General features: G+C 68.6%; 13 protein-coding genes. 4 read left to right on the forward strand and 9 right to left on the reverse strand.

What is annotated here, in order from left to right; translation table 11 throughout:
- Positions 1–74 precede the first annotated feature (74 nt).
- The 7 genes from LHA35_RS04860 to LHA35_RS04890 form a co-directional block, all read right to left on the reverse strand.
- Positions 75–1,655, reverse strand: coding sequence for an ABC transporter substrate-binding protein (locus LHA35_RS04860; protein ID WP_226605229.1), 1,581 nt, complete (start codon positions 1,653–1,655; stop codon positions 75–77).
- Positions 1,656–1,741: 86 nt separating this feature from the next.
- Positions 1,742–3,316: an ABC transporter substrate-binding protein gene (locus LHA35_RS04865; RefSeq protein WP_226605231.1), complete on the reverse strand. Its 1,575-nt coding sequence runs from the start codon at positions 3,314–3,316 to the stop codon at positions 1,742–1,744.
- 3 nt (positions 3,317–3,319) lie between these two features.
- Positions 3,320–4,897 carry an ABC transporter substrate-binding protein gene (locus LHA35_RS04870; protein ID WP_226605233.1) on the reverse strand — a complete coding sequence of 526 codons (1,578 nt, stop codon included), beginning with the start codon at positions 4,895–4,897 and terminating at the stop codon, positions 3,320–3,322.
- A complete protein-coding gene (locus LHA35_RS04875; RefSeq protein WP_226605235.1) occupies positions 4,894–6,477 on the reverse strand; it encodes an ABC transporter substrate-binding protein in 1,584 nt (527 codons plus the stop codon). The genes LHA35_RS04870 and LHA35_RS04875 overlap by 4 nt, the downstream gene beginning before the upstream one ends.
- Positions 6,478–6,489: 12 nt before the next feature.
- Positions 6,490–8,085 carry an ABC transporter substrate-binding protein gene (locus LHA35_RS04880; protein WP_226605237.1) on the reverse strand — a complete coding sequence of 532 codons (1,596 nt, stop codon included), beginning with the start codon at positions 8,083–8,085 and terminating at the stop codon, positions 6,490–6,492.
- Between the two features lie 64 nt (positions 8,086–8,149).
- Complete coding sequence (locus LHA35_RS04885) at positions 8,150–9,739, reverse strand: ABC transporter substrate-binding protein (protein WP_226605240.1); 1,590 nt, start codon at positions 9,737–9,739, stop codon at positions 8,150–8,152.
- Positions 9,740–9,842: 103 nt separating this feature from the next.
- Complete coding sequence (locus LHA35_RS04890) at positions 9,843–11,432, reverse strand: ABC transporter substrate-binding protein (RefSeq protein ID WP_226605243.1); 1,590 nt, start codon at positions 11,430–11,432, stop codon at positions 9,843–9,845.
- A gap of 353 nt (positions 11,433–11,785) precedes the next feature.
- Between LHA35_RS04890 and LHA35_RS04895 the strand changes: the two genes are divergently transcribed.
- From LHA35_RS04895 to LHA35_RS04910, 4 genes are all read left to right on the forward strand, one after another.
- The gene (locus LHA35_RS04895; protein WP_226605246.1) at positions 11,786–12,280 is read left to right on the forward strand and encodes a GtrA family protein; all 495 of its coding nucleotides are present in this window, start codon (positions 11,786–11,788) and stop codon (positions 12,278–12,280) included.
- Between the two features lie 83 nt (positions 12,281–12,363).
- The gene (locus LHA35_RS04900; protein ID WP_226605250.1) at positions 12,364–13,872 is read left to right on the forward strand and encodes an exopolysaccharide biosynthesis polyprenyl glycosylphosphotransferase; all 1,509 of its coding nucleotides are present in this window, start codon (positions 12,364–12,366) and stop codon (positions 13,870–13,872) included.
- Positions 13,873–13,897: 25 nt separating this feature from the next.
- Positions 13,898–14,893 carry a glycosyltransferase family 2 protein gene (locus tag LHA35_RS04905; protein WP_226605253.1) on the forward strand — a complete coding sequence of 332 codons (996 nt, stop codon included), beginning with the start codon at positions 13,898–13,900 and terminating at the stop codon, positions 14,891–14,893.
- Entirely contained in the window at positions 14,890–15,927 is a 1,038-nt protein-coding gene (locus LHA35_RS04910) for a glycosyltransferase family 2 protein (protein ID WP_226605255.1), read from the forward strand. Before LHA35_RS04905 ends, LHA35_RS04910 begins: the two co-directional genes overlap by 4 nt.
- A 248-nt stretch (positions 15,928–16,175) precedes the next feature.
- On the opposite strand, the gene LHA35_RS04915 is transcribed toward LHA35_RS04910, so the two are convergent.
- Positions 16,176–16,961: a WecB/TagA/CpsF family glycosyltransferase gene (locus LHA35_RS04915; RefSeq protein ID WP_226605258.1), complete on the reverse strand. Its 786-nt coding sequence runs from the start codon at positions 16,959–16,961 to the stop codon at positions 16,176–16,178.
- Between the two features lie 103 nt (positions 16,962–17,064).
- Positions 17,065–18,336 (reverse strand): outer membrane beta-barrel protein, encoded by a 1,272-nt coding sequence (locus LHA35_RS04920; protein WP_226605260.1) that lies wholly within the window; start codon positions 18,334–18,336, stop codon positions 17,065–17,067.
- Between the last annotated feature and the right edge of the window lie 104 nt (positions 18,337–18,440).

An 18,440-nucleotide genomic window follows, 5' to 3' on the forward strand; every position in this document is an offset into this window, starting at 1 on the left:
GCACCACGGCCGTGATGGGGCCCCTTCCCCTTCATCCAGAACCCGTGCGGCCGGCAGCACGAGCGGGGGCACCCTCAGCCCCGGCGGACGTTCCAGAACAGCGCCGGCCCGCCGGTGACGATGTTGGTCAGGCTGCGGCGATAGGCCATGGGCGGGCGCAACAGGCCGAGCGGGATGAACGGCACTTCCTCCCAGGCCAGCTTCTGCAGGTCCTCGGCGATCTTCTTCTCCGCCGCCTGGTCGGGCGCGGAGAACCAAGCCTCGCGCAGCGCCTCACGCCGGGGGCTGGTGGACCAGCCGAACCAGCCTTCCGTCCCGTTGCCGCGCAGCGGCTGGTGACTGCCGGGGACGGACACGTCCAGACCCTCCCAGGTCGTGCAGAAGAGGCTCCAGCCGCCCTGTTCCGGCGATTCGCGCTTGGCGCGGCGCTGCACCAGCGTGCCCCAATCCATCGTCTGCGCGTCGACATTGAAGCCGATTTTCCGCAGCAGGTCGGCCGCCACCTCCGAGAGCCCGTTGAGGGTCGGGAAATCGGTGGGCACCAGCAGCACGACCTTGCGGCCGTCATAGCCGGCGGCGCGCAGCGCGCGCTTCGCCGCTTCCAGGTCGCGCGGCGCCGTCAGTGCCTCCAGCCCCGCCTCATTCGCCAGCGGCGTGCCCGGCGTGAAGGCACCGGCCGGCACCTGCCACAGCGCCGCATCCTCCCCGAGCGCGGCCTGCATGAAGCTTGTCTGGTCGAGCGCGGGCAGGAGCGCGCGGCGGATCTCAGGCTTGTCGAAGGGGGGGTGCAGGTGGTTGAAGCGCAACACGCCGAGCGCACCGGCGGTGTTCACCACCTCCACCGCGATGTCGCGGTTGCGACGCAGCAGGGGCAGAAGATCGGCCAGTGGCGTCTCCCACCAATCGATCTCGTTGTTCTGGAGCGCCGCCGCGGCGGTCGCCGGATCCGGCATGATGCGCCACTCGACCCGGTCGAAATGCACCTGCTTGCCGCCGGCGAGGAAATCCGCCGGCTCGTCACGGGGCACATAGGCGCTGCTGCGCTCGTAGGCCGCCAGGCTGCCGGGCACCCATTGCTCGGCGCGGAAGCGGAAGGGGCCGGAGCCGGTGTAGTCCGTGATCTGCTGGAACGGGTCGGTCTTCGCCACCCGCTCCGGCATGATGGCGCAGATATTGGCGGACGGTTTGCCGAGTGCCCAGGCAAGGCCCGGCCAGGGCTTCTTCAGGATGATCTCGAAGCGGTCATCCGCGGTGGCACGCATCTCCTCCAGCAGCAGGTTCAGCCGCTGGCCCAGAACGTCGCGCTTCGACCACCGCGCGATGGAGGCGATGCAGTCCCGGGCCGTCACCTTCTCGCCGTCATGGAAGCGAAGGTCCGGGCGCAGGGTGATGCGATGCGTCAGCCCGTCCTCCGAGACCTCGTGGCCGGCCGCCATCTGGGGCTTCGGCCTGAAGTCGCGGCCCAGGCCGAAGAGCGTATCATAGACCATCAGCCCGTGGTTCCGGGCGATGACGGTGGTGGTCCAGACCGGGTCGATATTCGCCAGGTTACCCTGCGGCACGAAGCGCAGGGTGCGCGCGCTGCTCTGCGCCGAGACCAGGCGCGGCGCAGCGAGCATGGCGGGGGCGGCTTGCAGCAGGGTGCGGCGACGCATCGTTCTTCTCTCCGGCAGCGCCGCCGGTCCTGACCGCGGCGCGGCGGCTCCCTAGCCCCGGCCAGGGCGGCGATGCAACCGCCGCGTCATGCCTTGGCCATGTTCCAGAACACCGTCGCAGGGGCGCGGAAGGCACCCGTCACATTGCGCCGCCAGGCCGAAGGCTGCCAGTAGAAGCCGAGCGGGATATAGGGCAGCACCTCCATGGCGCGACGGTTCAACTGCTCCGCCACGCGCTTCTGCGCGGCGAGGTCAGGCGATTCCAGCCAGGCGGCGCGCAGCCGCTCGATCTCGGGGTCGTTCGGCCAGCCAAACCAGGCCGAATCGCCATTGGAGCGCAGGAAGAGGTGGAAAACAGGCAGCGCCAGCGACTGGCCGGAGGAGGTGGTGTGGATCATGCTCCAGCCGCCACGCTCCACCGGCTCCTTGCTGACGCGCCGCTGAACTAAGGTGCCCCAATCGGTCGAGACAAGCTCGAGATTCATCCCCATGCGGGTCAGCAGATCGGCGGTGACGAGCGAGAGGGCGTTGATCTGCGGATAATCGCCGGGCGCGACCAGCACCACCTTCTCGCCGGCATAGCCGGCCTCCTTCAGCGCGGCGCGGGCGCGGTCGATATTGCGCACCTTCAGCACGTCGCTGCCCACTTCATTGGCAAGCGGGGTGCCGCAGGTAAAGATGCCCTCGCAGGCCTCCCAGCCATCCTTCTCATTGCCCGCCACCGCGCGCATGTAGTCGCGCTGATCCACTGCCATCGCGACGGCCCGGCGGATGCCGGGGTTGTTGAAGGGCGGCTGCAGGTGGTTGAAGCGGCAGATGCCGTAGGTGCCATCCAGCAGGCGCTGCTCCACCACCACATCCCGGTTCCGCCGCAGCAGCGGCAGCAGGTCGTGCAGCGGGTATTCCCAGTAATCCTGCTCGCCCGTCACCATGGCATTCGCCGCCGTGGCGGGATCCGAGATGATGGTCCACTCCACCCGGTCGAGCCGCGGCACGCGCCCGCCGGCCAGCCCATCCACCGCCTCCTGCCGCGGCACATACTGGTCGAATTTCGCCCAGACCGCACGCTGGCCGGGATTCCACTCATTGGGCAGGAAGCGGAAGGGACCGCTGCCCACCGCCTCCCGGATCTGCTGGAAGGCATCCGTGCTCGCGATGCGCTCCGGCATGACGAAGCAGGGGAATTGCGTCTGCCCCAGCGCCATCAGCAGCAGCGGCAGCCGCTTATGCAGGCGGAAGCGGAAACGCTTGTCGTCGAGCGCCTCCACCTCCGCCACCGCGGGCCACAGAACCTGGGCGAAGGGGTCGCGCCGCGCCCAGCGGCGGATGCTGGCGACGCAGTCCCTGGCCAGCACCCGCTCCCCGTCATGGAAGCGCAGCCCGTCCCGCAGGGTGAAGGTCAAGGCGAGGCCGTCCTGCTCCTCCACCCAGCCCTCGACCATCTGCGGCCGGATCTCGCCCTGCGCATCCTGAGCGCAGAGCTGGTCATAGACCATGAAGGCGTGATTCCGCGTGACCACCGCCGTGGTCCAGACCGGGTCGAGGCTGGTGAGGTTGGCCTGCGGGATGACGCGCAGGGCGCGCGCGGCGGATCCTTGGGCGAGCGCCGGTACCGGCAGTCCGGCGGCGAGCGAGGCTTGGAGCAAGGTGCGGCGATGCATGCGTCAGATTCTCCGGATGCCCCAGAAGATCGCGAACCCTTTCACACGGTCCACGAGGTTCCGATGATGCGCGGTGATGGAGTAGTAGGCGCCGGTCGGGATATAGGGCAGGCCCTCCATCGCTGCCGCCTGGATCCGCCGGGCGATGGCCTGCTGCGCGGCGAGATCCGGCGCCTCCAGCCATTCGGCCCGCAGCCGCTCGACCTCCGGCAGGTCCGGCCAGCCGGGCGCGGCATTGGCACCATCCGAGCGGAGTTGGAGATGCGTGATCGGGTTGATGAAATCCATCCCGGATGTGGCGAAGCAGGCGATGGACCAGCCGCCCTGGTCGAGCGGGCCGCGGTTCATCCGGCGCTGCGCGACGGTGCCCCAATCCGTGAGCACCACATCCAGGTTCACCTCCAGCCGCCGCAGCAGGTCGGCCGCGACCTGTGCCTGAGCGGTGGTTGAGACGATATCGGTGGTGCCGAGCAGCCGGATCGGCTCGCCCTTGTAGCCGGCCTCCCTCAGCGCCCGCTTCGCCCGTTCGATGCTGCGCGGGCCTTGCAGCGGAGCCAGGCCCTCGTCATTGGCGAAGGGGCTGCCGGGGGTGAAGAAGCCGACACCTTTCTCGTATTTCGCCGGGTCGGGGCCGACGATCGCCGTCATGAAATCCTCCTGGCTGATGCAGTGGAGGAAGGCACGGCGGATGGCGGGGTTGTCGAAAGGCGGCTGGCGGTGGTTGAAGCGGAACTGCCCGGGCAGCGGCAGCGGGTCGATGGGCTCCAGCAGCAGGTTCCGGTTGCGGCCGAGGAGTTGCTGCACCTCCGGCCCCATCTGCTCGAACCAGTCCACCTCCCCCGCCATCAGCGCCGCGGCGGCGGTGCCGGCATCGGGAATGATGGACCATTCGATCCGGTCGAAATGGACGAGTTTCGGCCCGGCGGTCAGGCCGTTGCCGCCGGCGGGCGTCGGGACATAATCCGGATTGCGTTCCCAGACCGCGCGGCTGCCCTGGCGAAACTCGCTCGCCACAAAGCGAAAGGGCCCGCTGCCAGTCGGGTCCCGGATCTGCTGGAAGGGATCGGCCTGCGCGATCCGCGCCGGCATGATGAAAGGCTGCGGGTTGGACGGCACCGCCAAGGCGTCGATCAGCAGCGGAAAGCGCGATGTCAGCCGGAAGCGGAAGCGCCTGTCATCGAGTGCCGCCAGTTCCTCGGTCCGCGCGGCCAGCGCCTGTCCCATCGGGCTGCGGCGCATCCAGCGGCGGAGCGAGACGACACAGTCCTCGGCACGGACCGGTTCGCCATCGTGAAACGTCAGCCCGCCCCGCAGGGTGATGATGACGGTGCGGCCGTCATCCTCGACCACATGGCCGGCTGCCATCTGCGGATGCGGCCGGAAGGCATGGTCCACGCCGTAGAGCGTGTCATAGACCATGTAGCCATGGTTGCGGATGACGTTGGAAGAGATCGCGATCGGGTCCAGCCCGCCGAGATCCGCCTGCGGCACGAAGCGCAGCACCCGCGACTGCGCCTGGGACAGGGCGGGGGCCGCCAGCAGCGCGCCTCCCGCCGCCAGTGCCCCCCGCCGTCCGATCATGTGCGCCGGAGCCCCCAATAGATGGCAAAGCCCGGTACCCGCCCCGTCAGGTTCCGCCGCAGCGCCGTCATCGAGAGATAGGCGCCGACCGGGATATAGGGCAGCTCATCCATCGCCACGGTCTGGATCTCCCGGCAGATCGCCTGCTGCGCCGCGGTGTTCGGCGCATCGAACCAGGCGTCGCGCAGTTCCTCCAGCCTCGGGATGGTCGGCCAGCCGGGCCAGGCGGCGGTGCCATTGCCGCGCAGCGGCGTGTGGCCCGCCGGGTCGAGGAACTCGAAGGAGGAAAAGGAGGTGAGCAGCGTGCTCCAGCCGCCACGCTCCAGCGGTTCGCGGCTCGTCCGCCGCTGCACCACCGTGCCCCAATCCGTCAGCGCGACATCCGCATTCATGCCAAGGCGGCGGAACATGTCGGCGGCCACCTGCGTCATCGCGGATGGGGCCAGGATGTCGGTCGGGCCGATCAGGCGCATGGGCTGGTTGGTGTAGCCGGCCTCCCTCAGCAGGGCCTTGGCGCGGTCGATGCTGCGCGGGCCGGTCAGCGGGCCGAGCGCGGCATCGCTCGCCATCGGCGTGCCGGGGGTGAAGAAGCCAACCCCGGTGCGGTACATGGCCGCATCCGCGCCGACGATCGCGGCCATGTAGTCGGCCTGGTCCACCGCCGGGAGCAGCGCCTGCCGCATCTTCTTGTCGTTGAAGGGCGGATGCAGGTGGTTGAAGCGCAGGATGCCGCTCAGCGGCAGCGGGTCGATCGGCTCGATCGAGACCTGGCGGTTCCGGCGCAGCAATTGCTGGATCTCGGGCGGCGGCTGCTCGAACCAGTCGATCTCGCCCTGCTGCAGCGCCGCGGCGGAGGTCGCGGCATCGGTGATGATGTGCCACTCCACCCGGTCGAAATGGACGATCTTCGGCCCGGCCGTGAGGCTCGGCTGGCCGGAGGAGACCGGGACGTAATGCGGGTTGCGCTCATAGACCACGAGGCTACCGCTGTTGAACTCGTCCTGCTTGAAGCGGAAGGGGCCGCTGCCGGTCGGGTCGCGGAACTGCTGGAAGGGGTCGGTCTTCGCCACCCGCTCCGGCATCATGAAGCAGACCGGGTTGGTCGGGCTGGCGAGGCCGCGCACCAGCATCGGGAATGGCCGGCGCAGCTTGAAGCGCAGCCGCTTGTCGTCCACCACCTCCAGCGACTCGACCACGCTCTCAAGCTTCTGGCCGGTGGGGTTGCGCTTCATCCAGCGGGCGATGCTGGCGACGCAGTCCGCCGCACGCACCGGCTCGCCATCATGGAAGCGGAGCTCGTCGCGGAGGGTGATGGTGACGCTCCGCCCCCCCTCTTCCTCCACATGGCCAGCCGCCATCTGCGGCTGGACGTTGAACTCGGCGTCCATGCCATAGAGCGTGTCATAGACCATGAACCCGTGGTTCCGCGTGATGTTCGCGGTGGTCCAGATCGGGTCGATGCTGGTGAGATTGGCCTGCGGCACCATGCGCAGCACGCGGCTGCCCGCCGGCTGTGCAATGGCAAAGCGTGGCAGGGCAGCCGCCGCGGCGGCGCCGGCCAGGATCGTGCGTCGATGCATACCAACTCCGGCTCAGGCGGTCTTCTTCAGGTTCCAGAACAGCGGCATGCCCTTCGGCACGTCGGTGAGGCTGCGCCGATAGGCCGTGGCCTGGAAATACTGGCCGAGCGGCAGGGTCGGTGCCTCCTCGAAAGCAATAGCTTGCATCTCCCGTGCCAGGGCCTGCTGGGCCGGCAGGTCCGGCGCGTCGAACCAGCGCTGGCGCAGCGCCTCCAGCCGCTCGGACGTCGCCCAGCCCCACCAGCCGTCGCGGCCATTGCCGCGGATCGGCTGGTTGACGCCGGGATTGATGACGTCGAGGCCGGTCCAGAAGGTGAAGAAGATGCTCCAGCCGCCACGCTCCGGCGGCTCGCGGCTTGCCCGACGGGCCACCACGCTGCCCCAGTCGGTGGCGACGAATTCCACATTCATGCCGGCGCGGCGGAGCATGTCATTGCCGACCTGGCCGAGCGCGTTGAGCGTCGGGAAATCGGTCGCCGCCAGCAGCACCACCTTCTCGCCCTTGTAGCCGGCCGCCTCCAGGTCGCGCTTCACCTTGTCGAAGTCGCGCGGGCCCTTCAGCGCGTCGAGGCCGACATCGCTGGCGAAGGGTGTCTCGGGCGGGAAGAAGCCGACATTGTCGCGCCAGAGGCTGCGGTCGGTGCCCGTCACCGCCGTCATGTAGTCCGCCTGGTTCACCGCCCCCAGCAGGGCGCGGCGGATGCGGGGATTGTCGAAGGGCGGATGCAGGTGGTTGAAGCGTCCCCAGCCGATCAGTCCGGTCGGATTCGGCATATCGACCATCACATTGCGGTTCCGCCGCAGCAGCGGCAGGAGGTCGGAGGTCGGCACCTCCCACCAGTCCATCTCGCCATTCTGCAGCGCCGCCGCGGCGGTGGAGGGATCGGGCGTCACGATCCACTCCACGCGATCCAGATTCACCCGCTTCGGCCCGGCGGTCCAGCTCGGCTCGCCCTGCTCGCGCGGCGCATAATCGGCGAAGCGCTCATAGACGAAGCGGCTGCCCTGCACCCGTTCATTGGCGACGAAGCGGAAGGGGCCGCTGCCGATGATCTCCGGCACCTGCCGCGCGGCATCGGTCTGCGCCAGCCGCTCCGGCATGATGAAGCAGCAGGGGGTGACGAGGCTGCCCAGCGCCTCCGCCAGCATCGGATAGGGCCGCTTCAGGCGGAAGACGATGCGCCGGTCATCGGCAGCGGACATCTCCTCCAGCCGGGCGTTCAGCTCCTGGCCCAGGGGATGGCGCGAGGCCCAGCGGCGGATGGAGGCGATGCAGTCCCGCGCCCGGACCGGCTCGCCATCATGAAATTTCAGCCCGGGACGGAGAGTGATGGTCCAGCGCCTGCCCTCCTCCTCCACCACATGACCCTCGGCCATCTGCGGCTGGATGCGGAACTCACCATCCATACCGTAGAGGGTGTCGAACACCATGAAGCCGTGGTGGCGGGTGACATAGGCGGTGGTGATGATCGGATCGAGGATGCCGAGATCCGATTGCGGGATGAATTTCAGCACGCGCGTACCCGCCGGCTGGGCCAGCAGCGGCGCGGGAAGCGCGGCTCCCATGGCGGTGGCGGCCGCACCCCTGATCAGGTCACGTCGAAGCATCCCCTGTCTCCCCGGCATTCTTGCCCAGCAGTCAACCAGCAGTCGGCCCGGCCGTGCAAGAAGGTCAGACGCGGCGGACGTTCCAGAACAGCGGCGGGCCCTTCAGCACGCCGGTCAGGTTGCGCCGATAGGCGGTCGGCTGGAAGTACTGACCGGTCGGCACATAGGGGACATGCTCGAAGGCGGCGCGCTGGATGGCGCGGGTCGCCTCCCTGGCCGCCGCTTCGTCCGGGGCATCGAACCAGGCATCGCGCTGGCGTTCGATCTCCGGGATCTCGGGCCAGCCGAACCAGGCGTCGCGGCCGTGGCCGCGCAGGGCGTTGTGGCCGGCCGGAGTCCAGTGGTCGATGCCTGACCAGAAGGTGAAGAAGCCGGACCAGCCGCCGCGCTCCAGCGGCTCGCGGCTGGCGCGGCGCTGCACCACCGTGCCCCAGTCGGTCGCGACATACTCCACATCGAACCCCATCCGCCGGAACAGGTCGGCCCCGACGAGGCCCGAGGCATTAATGCTGGCGAGGTCGGTGGCATTCAGCAGCACGAGTTTCGCGCCCATCGCGCCGGCCGCCTGGATCTCCCGCCGCGCCTGCTCGATGCTCTGCCGGTAATTGTCGAGCCCGATATCGGAGGCGAAGGGCGAGGCAGGGGCGAAGAAACCCACCCTGTCCTTCTTCAGCCGCGGATCGTCGCCGATCACCGCGGTCATGATGTCCATCTGGTTGATGGCGGTGATCACCGCGCGGCGGACGGCGGGGTTGTTGAAGGGCACGGTGGTGTGGTTCGGCCGGAAGGTGCCGATGAGGCCCATCGGATCGGCGACCTCGACCACCACATTGCGGTTGCGCGCGAGCACGGGGAAGAGGTCGGCGGTCGGCTGCTCCCACCAGTCCATCTCGCCCGACTGGATTGCAGCCGCGGCGGTCGCGGCATCGGGGATGATGTGCCACTCGACCCGCTCGAAATGCGCGAGCTTGATCCCTGCCGTGTTGCGCGGCGGACCGGCATCGGGGTTCGGCGTCCAGTTCGGGTTGCGCTCCCATACTGCCCGGACGCCGGGCACCCATTCGTCGCGAAGGAACCGGTAGGGGCCGCTGCCCGTGGGATCGGTGATCTGCTGGAAGGGGTCCGTCTGCGCCACCCGCTCCGGCATGATATAGAGACAGGGCGTGGTCACCTTGGCGAAGGCGTCCAGCATCATCGGGAAAGGCTTCTTCAGCCGGATCTGGAAGCGACGGTCGTCGAGCGCCGTCATCTCCTCCGTCTGGCTCAGGAGGCGCTGGCCGAAGGCGTCGCGCCGTGCCCACCGGCCGATCGAGGCAAGCGCGTCACGGGCCCGGACAGGCTCGCCATCGGTGAAGCGCATGCCGTCACGCAGGGTGAAGATCCAGCGCTTGCCGTCATCCTCGACGACATGGCCCTCGCAGCCCTGCGGATGGACCTTGTAGTCGTCATCCACGCCATAGAGCTGCTCATAGACCATATAGGCATGGTTGCGGGCGATGTAGGCCGTGGTCCAGAAGGGGTCGATGGTGGAGAGGTTGGCCTGGGGGATGAATTTCAGCAGCCGCGCACTGGCCGGCTGCGCGAGCGACGGGGCCGCGGGCGCCCCGCCCAGCGCCAGCCCGGCCGAGCCCAGAAGAAGATCGCGCCGGTGCATCGTCCCGCTCTCCCCACAGCCTGCCGCGGCGCAATAGATCACGGCGGCAGTTGCGACGGAAGGCGGATTCCCGGGGGCCGGGGCCCCCGGATCCGGCAGCCTCTCAGCCCTTCCGGACGTTCCAGAACAGCGGCATGCCGTTCAGCACGCCGCTGATATTGGTCCGGTAGGCCCAGGGCTGGAAATACTGGCCGACCGGGATGTAGGGCACCTCGCGGAAGCCTTCCTCCTGGATCTCCCGGGCGATGCGCTGCTGCGCCGCGAGGTCGGGGGCATCGAGCCAGGCGGTCCGCAGCTCCTCGAGCTTCGGCAGGGTCGGCCAACCGAACCAGGCGCTGGTCCCGTTGCCGCGCAGGCCGAGATGGCCGGCCGGGCTGAAGAAGTCGAGCCCGGTGAAGAAGGTCATGAAGATGCTCCAGCCGCCCTGATCCGGCGGGTTGCGGTTGGCGCGCCGCGCCACCACGCTGCCCCAGTCGGTCGAGACATAGTCCACGTTCATGCCGCATTTCTGCAGCATGTCGAGGCAGACCTGCGCCAGCGCGTTCAAGGAGGGGAAGTCGCTCGCTGCGATCAGCACCACCTTCTCGCCCTTGTAGCCGGCGGCGGCCAGGTCGCGCTTCACCTTCTCATGGTCGCGTGGGCCCTGCAGCGGCGCGAGGCCGGCCTCGGAGGCGAAGGGCGTGCCGGGCGGGAAGAAGCCGACATTCTCCCGCCACATGCTGCGATCCGTGCCGATCACCGCCGTCATGTAGTCCGCCTGGCTGGTGGCGCCGAGCAGCGCCCGGCGGATCGCGGGGTTGTTGAAGGGTGGGTGCAGGTGGTTGAAGCGCAGCAGGCCGAGCAGGCCCGTCGGGTCGTAGGTCTCGACCTTCACATTGCGGTTGCGCCGGAGCAGCGGCAGCAGGTCGGCCGTCGGTTGCTCCCACCAGTCCATCTCGCCGGACTGCAGGGCGCCGGCGGCGGTCGAGGCGTCGGGCATGACCGTCCATTCGACACGGTCGAAATGCACGACCTTGGGGCCGGCGGTCCATTCGGCATTGCCGTCCTGGCGTGGCAGGTAGTCCGGGTTCCGCTCATAGACCAAGCGGCTTCCCGGCACCCGCTCATCCGCCTTGAAACGGTAGGGGCCGGAGCCGATGTTCTCGCGGATAGCGGTATTGGCGTCGGTCTGCGCGATTCGCTCCGGCATGATGAAGCAGACCGGGCTGCCGGGCTTCGCCAGCGCGTCGAGGAGCAGGGCGAAGGGCTTCTTCAACCGGAAGACCAGGGTGCGGTCGCCGGTAGCCGAGAGGTCCTCGGTCGCCGCGGCCAGCGCCTGGCCCATGGCGTCGCGCTGCCACCAGCGCTTGATGCTCGCCACCGCATCCTTTGCAAGCACGGGCGCGCCATCATGGAATTTCAGACCTTGGCGCAGCGTGATGGTGACCCGCCTGCCCTGATCCTCGATTACATGCCCTTCGGCCATCTGCGGCTGCGGCTTGAATTGCGCGTCCATGCCGTAGAGCGTGTCGTAGATCAGGAAGCCGTGGTGGCGCGTGACATAAGCGGTGGTGAGGATCGGGTCGATCACCGCCAGATCGGCCTGCGGGATGAATCTGAGCACGCGGCTGCCCACCGGCTGCGCCAGGGCCGGAGCGGTGAGCGGCAAGGCCGCGGCGCCCGCGGTCCCGAGGAGGAAGCTGCGACGATCCATGATCCCGATCCCGTGAAGTTAGGCAACCGCAAGGCAAGCCTGATCCCCATGGTTGTGCAAGAGGGGGCGGGCCCTTTCCCACGCCGCGGGCACGGGACGCGACCCAGGGCCGGATCTCGCGGCAAATGGCGGGGGCTGCCGCATCCACGTCATATCCGGAAGGCAGCATGGCAGGCCCAGGAGTTCTGCCAGATGCCGTTCCAGTACCCAGTCTGCCCTGACGGCCCGTACTGCCGGTTTAGCGCCGCGGAACGTGACGCACCCAGTGTGGGTGAAGCGCCATGAACGGCGCTTCGTCACCGCGGCGTGGTTTGTTTGGGCGATCGCGGACGAGTAGATCATTCCCATCCGAGATGCATGACATGACCGCTGCACCCATCACCGAGAGCAATGCCGTCCCGGTCTGGGCCGCGCGACTAGGAGTAGAGAGGTTGCGCTTGTTTGCGCAACTTCTGCGTTTTGGCGTCGTGGGAGTCGCTGGCTTCCTGGTGGATGCCGGCGTCTTGACGCTCGCCATTTTTTTCGGCCTGGGGCCGTGGCTTGGTCGGGTTGTGTCCTATGTCGTGGCGGCCAGCACGACCTTCACGCTCAATCGCGCCTGGACCTTCCGCGGCGCGAGCGATGCCCCGGCGATGCGCCAGTGGGCGCTCTTCCTGCTGGTGAATCTCGTCGGATTCGCCTGCAATTACGGCACCTATGCCGTGCTCATCGCACTGGTGCCACTGGTTGCCGCGAATCCGGTCCTCGGCGTGGCCGCTGGCTCCCTCGCTGGGCTGATGGGGAACTTCATTCTTTCGCGGCGCTTCGTCTTCGGCCAGGGCGGCAAGGGCCGTCCGTCCCGCAACTGAAGGACGGAGGGCGCCATGCATTCCGATGCAGCCATCATTCTCCGCCAGCCGGCCATCCCTCAGGGAAACCCTGCATGCATGGCATGAGCCACCCTGAACATCGCCGGAAGGACTCGCCGCTGATGCCGCCGGTGGTGGAGGCCACCTGGCCCGGCTTCCCGGGCGCGCGACAGCCGGAGGCGGTGCGCCAGCCGGAGGCGATTCGCCGCCCCCGGCAACTGCCACGCCCCTTCTCGCCGACATTGCTCGCCGCGCTGGTCGCGGGGCTCGATGCGCTGGCCATCATCCTCTCGGGCGTGATCCTGCAGTATATTCCGCTGGAGCGTGGCTCGCCCCAGCCGCCGCTGATCATGTTCTTTGCGGCGCTGACGGTCAGTTTGGCCGGCTTCGGCGGCGGCTATGCGCATGCCGCCCTGTTCGGCGGCCGGCGCCCCATCCTTGCCGCGCTCGGCGGCCTGTTGGCCGGTGGCTGCCTGCTGGCGATCGCCGCGCAGGTGCTGGGCGCGCCGGTCACTTTCCGCCCCGGCGCGGCGCTGCTCTGGCTTGGTCTCGCCGCGCCCATGCTGCTGGCCGGCCGGCTCGGCTCGGCGGCGCTGTTCCGGGCCCTGCCCCATCTCAGCCGGCAGCGGGCCGTGCTGGTCGGCAGCGGGCCGCAGGCGGCCCGCTTCGCGGCCACGCTGACCGGGCGGCACGACCAGGGCCTGGCCCTGCTAGGGCTGGTGGACAATGACGCCGCGGCGGCGGCGGGCAGCGGCGGCCTGCCCTATCTCGGCCCGGTCACCACCCTGGACGGCATGATCCGCCGGGGGGAGGTGGACCAAGTCGTGCTCTGCATGCCCTGGTCCGAGGAGCGCCGCGTGCGGGACCTGCAGGCCATGCTGGCCGACTACCCGGTGGACGTCACCCTTGCCCCGGATCTCATGGCCTATCGCAGCCACGCCTCGGAAGCGCCGCGCCTGCTGCGCCTGGCGGACCGGCCGATCCGCGGCTGGGCGGCAGTGGTGAAGGCGATCGAGGACTATACCCTGGCGACCGCGGCGCTCGCCATTGCCGCCGTGCCCATGGCGCTGATCGCGCTGGCCATCCGGCTGGACAGCCCCGGCCCGGCGCTGTTCCGCCAGCGGCGGACCGGCTTCAACAACCGCGACTTCTACGTGCTGAAGTTCCGGACCATGTATCATGAGGCGGCCGACCCCACGGTGCGGCAGCAGGTCATGCAAGGCGACCCGCGCGTCACCCGTGTGGGCGCCATCCTGCGGCGTACCTCGCTGGACGAGTTGCCTCAAATCTTCAACGTGTTGCGCGGCGAGATGTCCTTCATCGGCCCGCGGCCGCACGCCCCGGGCACCCGCGCCGGCGGTCGTCCCTTCGAGGAGGTAATGGCGCGCTACGCCGCCCGGCACCGGGTGAAGCCGGGCCTCACCGGCCTCGCCCAGGTGCGTGGCTGGCGGGGCCCCACCGAAACCGAGGATAAGCTTATCCGGCGCGTCGAAAGCGATCTGGAGTATATTGAGACCTGGTCGCCCTGGCTCGATCTCATGATCCTGGTGCGGACCCTGCTGGCCGTCGCGCGCATGCGCAATGCCTGCTGAGCCAAAGCTCGCCCGGAGGATTCGCGTGCCCGATACCCTGCCCCATACCCTGACGGGACTCGAGCCGGAGCAGCGCCCGGCCACCCCGCGCATCGCGGTGCTGGTGCCCTGCTACAACGAGGAAGTGGCGATCCCACGCGTGGTGGAGGCCTTCCGCGCCGCCCTGCCGGAGGCCACGATCTATGTCTACGACAACAATTCGAAGGATCGCACCGTCGAGGTGGCGCGCGCCGCCGGTGCCATCGTGCGGACCGAAACGCTCCAGGGCAAGGGCCATGTCGTCCGCCGGATGTTCGCCGATATCGAGGCGGACATCTATGTCCTGGTCGATGGCGACGACACCTATGAAGCCGCGGCAGCGCCGCGCATGGTGGCCAGGCTGATCGAGGAGCGCCTCGACATGGTCACCGGCATCCGCATCAGCCAGGTGCAGGAAGCCTACCGGCCGGGCCACCGCTTCGGCAATGTCATGCTAACCGGCATGGTGCGGACCGTCTTCGGCAACCGCATCACCGACATGCTCTCGGGTTACCGGGTCTTCTCCCGCCGCTTCGTGAAGAGCTTTCCGGCGCTGGCCGGCGGGTTCGAGACCGAGACCGAGTTCACGGTGCATGCCCTGGAACTCATGCTGCCGGTCGGTGAGGTGCCGACCGCCTATAAGGAGCGGCCGGCAGGCTCCGCCAGCAAGCTGCGCACCTTCTCCGATGGCTGGCGCATCCTCAAGGCCATCATCGCCCTGGTGAAGCGCGAGAAGCCCCTGCCCTTCTTCTCCTCGATCGCCGCCGTCCTGCTGCTGGCCAGCATCGGCCTCGGCATCCCGCTGGTCCTCACCTTTCTGGAAACCGGGCTCGTCCCTCGGTTCCCTACCGCGATCCTGGTGACGGGCCTGGCGGTGCTCTCCTTCCTGTCGGCCGCCTGTGGCCTGATTCTGGATACTGTGACCCGCGGCAGGCTGGAGGCGAAGCGGACCGCCTATCTCGCCATCCCCGCGCCCGATTTCGACCGGATGCGCCAAGGATGAGCCTGCCGGCCTATCCACGGCCGGAGCATGTCGCCGGAGCGTTGGCCCCGGCCCAGCCGGCCTATGATGCGGATGTTATCATCCTCGCTCTCGACCGGGCCGAGGACACCATCGCGGCCATTGCCTCGGCCCGGGCCCAGACCGGCGTCGCCAGCCATGTCTGGATTGCAGACCAGGGGAGCAGGCCGGAAAATCTCCGCCTGCTCGCGCAGGCGGTGGAGGGCGCGCCTGATGCCACTCTGGTCAGGCTCGACCGCAATTGGGGTGTCGCGGGTGGGCGCAACCGGGCGACGGCGCTCGGAACCGGGCGGTGCATCTTCGCCCTCGACAATGACGCGGAGTTCGCCAGGGCTGATACCCTGGCGGCGGCGGTGCATGCGCTTGATGCCGAGCCGGACCTCGCCGCCATCGCCTGCCGCATCCTGGTCCATGCGACGGGGCGGGACGACCTCTCCTCCTGGGGCTATCCGGCCAGCCTGCTGCCGCGGGCGGCCGAGAGCTTCGATACCGTCACCTTCGTCGGTGCCGGCCACGCCATCCGGCGGTCCGACTTCGAGGCGGCGGGCGGTTATGACGATGCGCTCTTCTTCTGCTGGGAGGAGTTCGACTTCGCGCTGCGCGCCATCAATATGGGCAAGAGGATCCGCTACCGCGGCGACATCGCCGTCCGGCACAAGGTAAGCGGGGAGCAGCGTTTTGCCTGGAGCGGCACGCGCTGGTTCCACTTCGTCCGCAACCGTCTCTATATCGCGCTGAAATATGGCGCCGCGGCGCCCGGCCTTTTGCCACGCTTCCTTGCCTACCAGTTGAAGGGCGCGCGCAACGGCGTGCTGGCGCAAGGACTGCGGGCGGGACCGGCGGCTCTCCGCCTGGCGCGGGCCTTCCGGCCACGGCCCGAGGAGGCGGCGCTCTACCATCTGACGCCCGCCGCGCGCGACTACCTGGCACGCAACGACGCCGCACACCGGGGCGGGTTATCCCGGCGCATCCGGGCGGAACTCCTCGCCGCCCTGCCGGGCGCCGGGCCGCGATAGCGCGAGGGCCCTGCGCACCGGAAGGTCCGCCTGCGCCATAAGCCGGGATTGAGGGCGCTTCGACGCTTCGGATGGCGGCATCGTCCCACAGGCGATGACCAGACATGGGCGAGCCTGCGAGCGCAGCCCATTGCTACCCCGACCGCAGCGGCAACCCTCCCCTCCCGGACAGATCCGGCGACCGGGGCCTCAGGCGCCGCGTTGATCTGCCGAAGGCCCCTTGAACATCCGATACCAGTCGGGGCCCCTTATCTGCCGGGACCGCGCCCGCATTCGCCCGGCAGAGCGGCCGTGGTGCTGCGGCGCGCACGTGCTTCCTCGCGCAGCAGCAGCATCACCTGCGGGCTGTCCACCAAGTAGCGCCGCGCCAGCCGGCGCGGATCCAAGGCCAGCCGCCAGGCCCATTCCAGGCCCGCCCGTTGCACCGGCCGGGGCGCGCGCCGCTCATGCCCCGACAGGAACAGCAGGCTGGCGCCGATGCAGAGCCCGATCCCCCGGGCGCGGCCACGGCGGGCGACGGCATGTGCGACGCGGCACTGGCGGGGCGAGCCCACCGCGAGGAAGGTGAAGCGGGCCGGGTGCTGCTCGATGAAGCGGATGGCCCGCTCCATGGCGGCATCATCCTCGTCGAAGCCCATGGGCGGGTTATGATGGGCGATGCGCCGCAATCCCTGGCGCCGCGCCAGTTCCGCGACGGCCTCCTCCTCCATGCCGAGGATGGTGATGGGCTCCTCGGGGTCGATCACGCTTCGCAGGAGATGCGCGGTCAGATCGCTGCCGGGCACGACCTCAGGCACGGGCAGGCCGGCAAGCAGGGCCGCCCTTGCCACCACCCGGCTGTCGAGCAGGCGAAGGAGCGCCGCATCATACAGACGCCGCATCTCCGGCATGCGGATCATGCGTGCCAGATGGTCCGCATTCGGGGTGACGACATAGCCGAAAGGCGCGTCGGCAGGCCGGGCGGCGAGCCACCCGGCCGTCGCCTGCAGCGGAAGATCGGCGAAACTCAGGCCGAACAGGCTGACGGTCGGCAATGCGTCGAGCAGAGCCTCGCCACCCCGGGGCGCGGGCGCGGAGTACGGCTCCCCTGCCCCGGTTGTCCGACATGGGCGCAATTGCAGCGATTCGAGTTGGTCCTCAGAGGGCAATCCGGAGCCTCAATTGGATCAGGTTGCGGTCATATTCCGGCAAGTTGCGCGTCGCCTCCAAGCGGCGGGAATGGGTGTAGCTTCCGACCAGCGAGAGGTTCCGATTGATCAAATAGCGCGTGGACAGGGTGAACAGCGCATCGAAGGCGCTTTCGTTCGGATTCTGATATTCACGATAATCGGCGCGCGCATCGGCCGAAAGGATCACATTCCGCAGGAACTCGTGATCGACCGAGAGGCCACCCTGGGTGCGGTTGAAGCTGACCGTATCCCGCCGGATGGACTCCTCGATGGTGCGGGAGACGTCCAGGCGCAGGGTGGTCAACAGGGTTGGCGCCCAGGTCAGTTGCCCCTCCACTGCAGGGCCTTGCAGGTTCTTGAGGTTGGGATCCTTGTAGTTGCGCTCCCGCCAGCCGAAGGCGATGCGGGCCTGCCAGACGCCGTCGAAATCATAAGTGAAGCCGCCCAGGACCTCCCAGGTGAAGCTGTCGCGCCCGCGGGATTCCTGCTGCGTGTAGGCGATATCCTGCACCCGGAAGATCAGGTTGGCGTAGCGACCCTGCGCGAAGGCGTAGCTCGTGCCGATGGCGCCGATGACGGTATCGAAGTCGTTGAGCGAGACGCGGTTCTGCACGCCGCCGATGTTCACGTCCTCGAACCGGTAGGTCCGATAGAGCGCGGTGCCCAGCAGGCCGATGCGGTTCAGCGTCGTATTGGCGTTGAACTGGAATTCATCCGAGCTGAACGGCACAGGCTGGAAGACACCAGCGGTCTGGACGTCAAAGCTGTAGACGTCGAGGTGGTCCCTGTAGTGGCGATAACGCCCCTCGACATTGGTGGTGGTTGAAAGATCGTAGCGGCCGAAGGCGCCTATATCCCAATCGGCCCAGTTGAAATCACTGTTGCCGAAGTATTGTCGGGCATCGAAATTACCAGTGATGCCGACCGCATGGGTCGTCCAGTCGCTGGTCAGGCTGACCGTGCCGGCCTGGTCGGTGAAGCCGTCGGAGGTCCGGCGCCGGTTGTTGGCGCGTATGTTGTCGTCGTAGCCGCCGCCGAGGTCGAGCTGCCCGTTTAGCCGGAAGCCGCCCAGCCGGACCCCGAGCGGTTCGTAGTCCCGGCGCAGGCGTGACTCCACGGTCACACCTCGCTGCACATCCTCACGGGAGATGCCGCCAGCCGGCTGCGCAAAGGCATCGGCTGCAGGCAGAGCCGCCAGGATCAGTGCTCCTGCGGCCCATTCTCGAATCCTGATCACCATCATTCCCCCGCAATTCGCCCGCCCGCGTGCTACCATGGCGAGGGTGGCCCGCGAGAAACCGCAACGATCACGTTATGTCATGAAGCGCCGGGTTGCATCTGTGT

Source organism: Roseicella aerolata (assembly GCF_020523605.1).
GTDB classification, from domain to species: Bacteria; Pseudomonadota; Alphaproteobacteria; order Acetobacterales; family Acetobacteraceae; genus Paracraurococcus; species Paracraurococcus aerolatus.

Excerpts from the sequence above, each read along its gene's own strand:
- LHA35_RS04860 (WP_226605229.1), bottom strand. The coding sequence starts at position 1,655 with ATGCGTCGCCGCACCCTGCTGCAAGCCGCCCCCGCCATGCTCGCTGCG.
- LHA35_RS04865 (WP_226605231.1), bottom strand. The coding sequence starts at position 3,316 with ATGCATCGCCGCACCTTGCTCCAAGCCTCGCTCGCCGCCGGACTGCCG.
- LHA35_RS04870 (WP_226605233.1), bottom strand. The coding sequence starts at position 4,897 with ATGATCGGACGGCGGGGGGCACTGGCGGCGGGAGGCGCGCTGCTGGCG.
- LHA35_RS04875 (WP_226605235.1), bottom strand. The coding sequence starts at position 6,477 with ATGCATCGACGCACGATCCTGGCCGGCGCCGCCGCGGCGGCTGCCCTG.
- LHA35_RS04880 (WP_226605237.1), bottom strand. The coding sequence starts at position 8,085 with ATGCTTCGACGTGACCTGATCAGGGGTGCGGCCGCCACCGCCATGGGA.
- LHA35_RS04885 (WP_226605240.1), bottom strand. The coding sequence starts at position 9,739 with ATGCACCGGCGCGATCTTCTTCTGGGCTCGGCCGGGCTGGCGCTGGGC.
- LHA35_RS04890 (WP_226605243.1), bottom strand. The coding sequence starts at position 11,432 with ATGGATCGTCGCAGCTTCCTCCTCGGGACCGCGGGCGCCGCGGCCTTG.
- LHA35_RS04895 (WP_226605246.1), top strand. The coding sequence starts at position 11,786 with ATGCATGACATGACCGCTGCACCCATCACCGAGAGCAATGCCGTCCCG.
- LHA35_RS04900 (WP_226605250.1), top strand. The coding sequence starts at position 12,364 with ATGAGCCACCCTGAACATCGCCGGAAGGACTCGCCGCTGATGCCGCCG.
- LHA35_RS04910 (WP_226605255.1), top strand. The coding sequence starts at position 14,890 with ATGAGCCTGCCGGCCTATCCACGGCCGGAGCATGTCGCCGGAGCGTTG.
- LHA35_RS04920 (WP_226605260.1), bottom strand. The coding sequence starts at position 18,336 with ATGGTGATCAGGATTCGAGAATGGGCCGCAGGAGCACTGATCCTGGCG.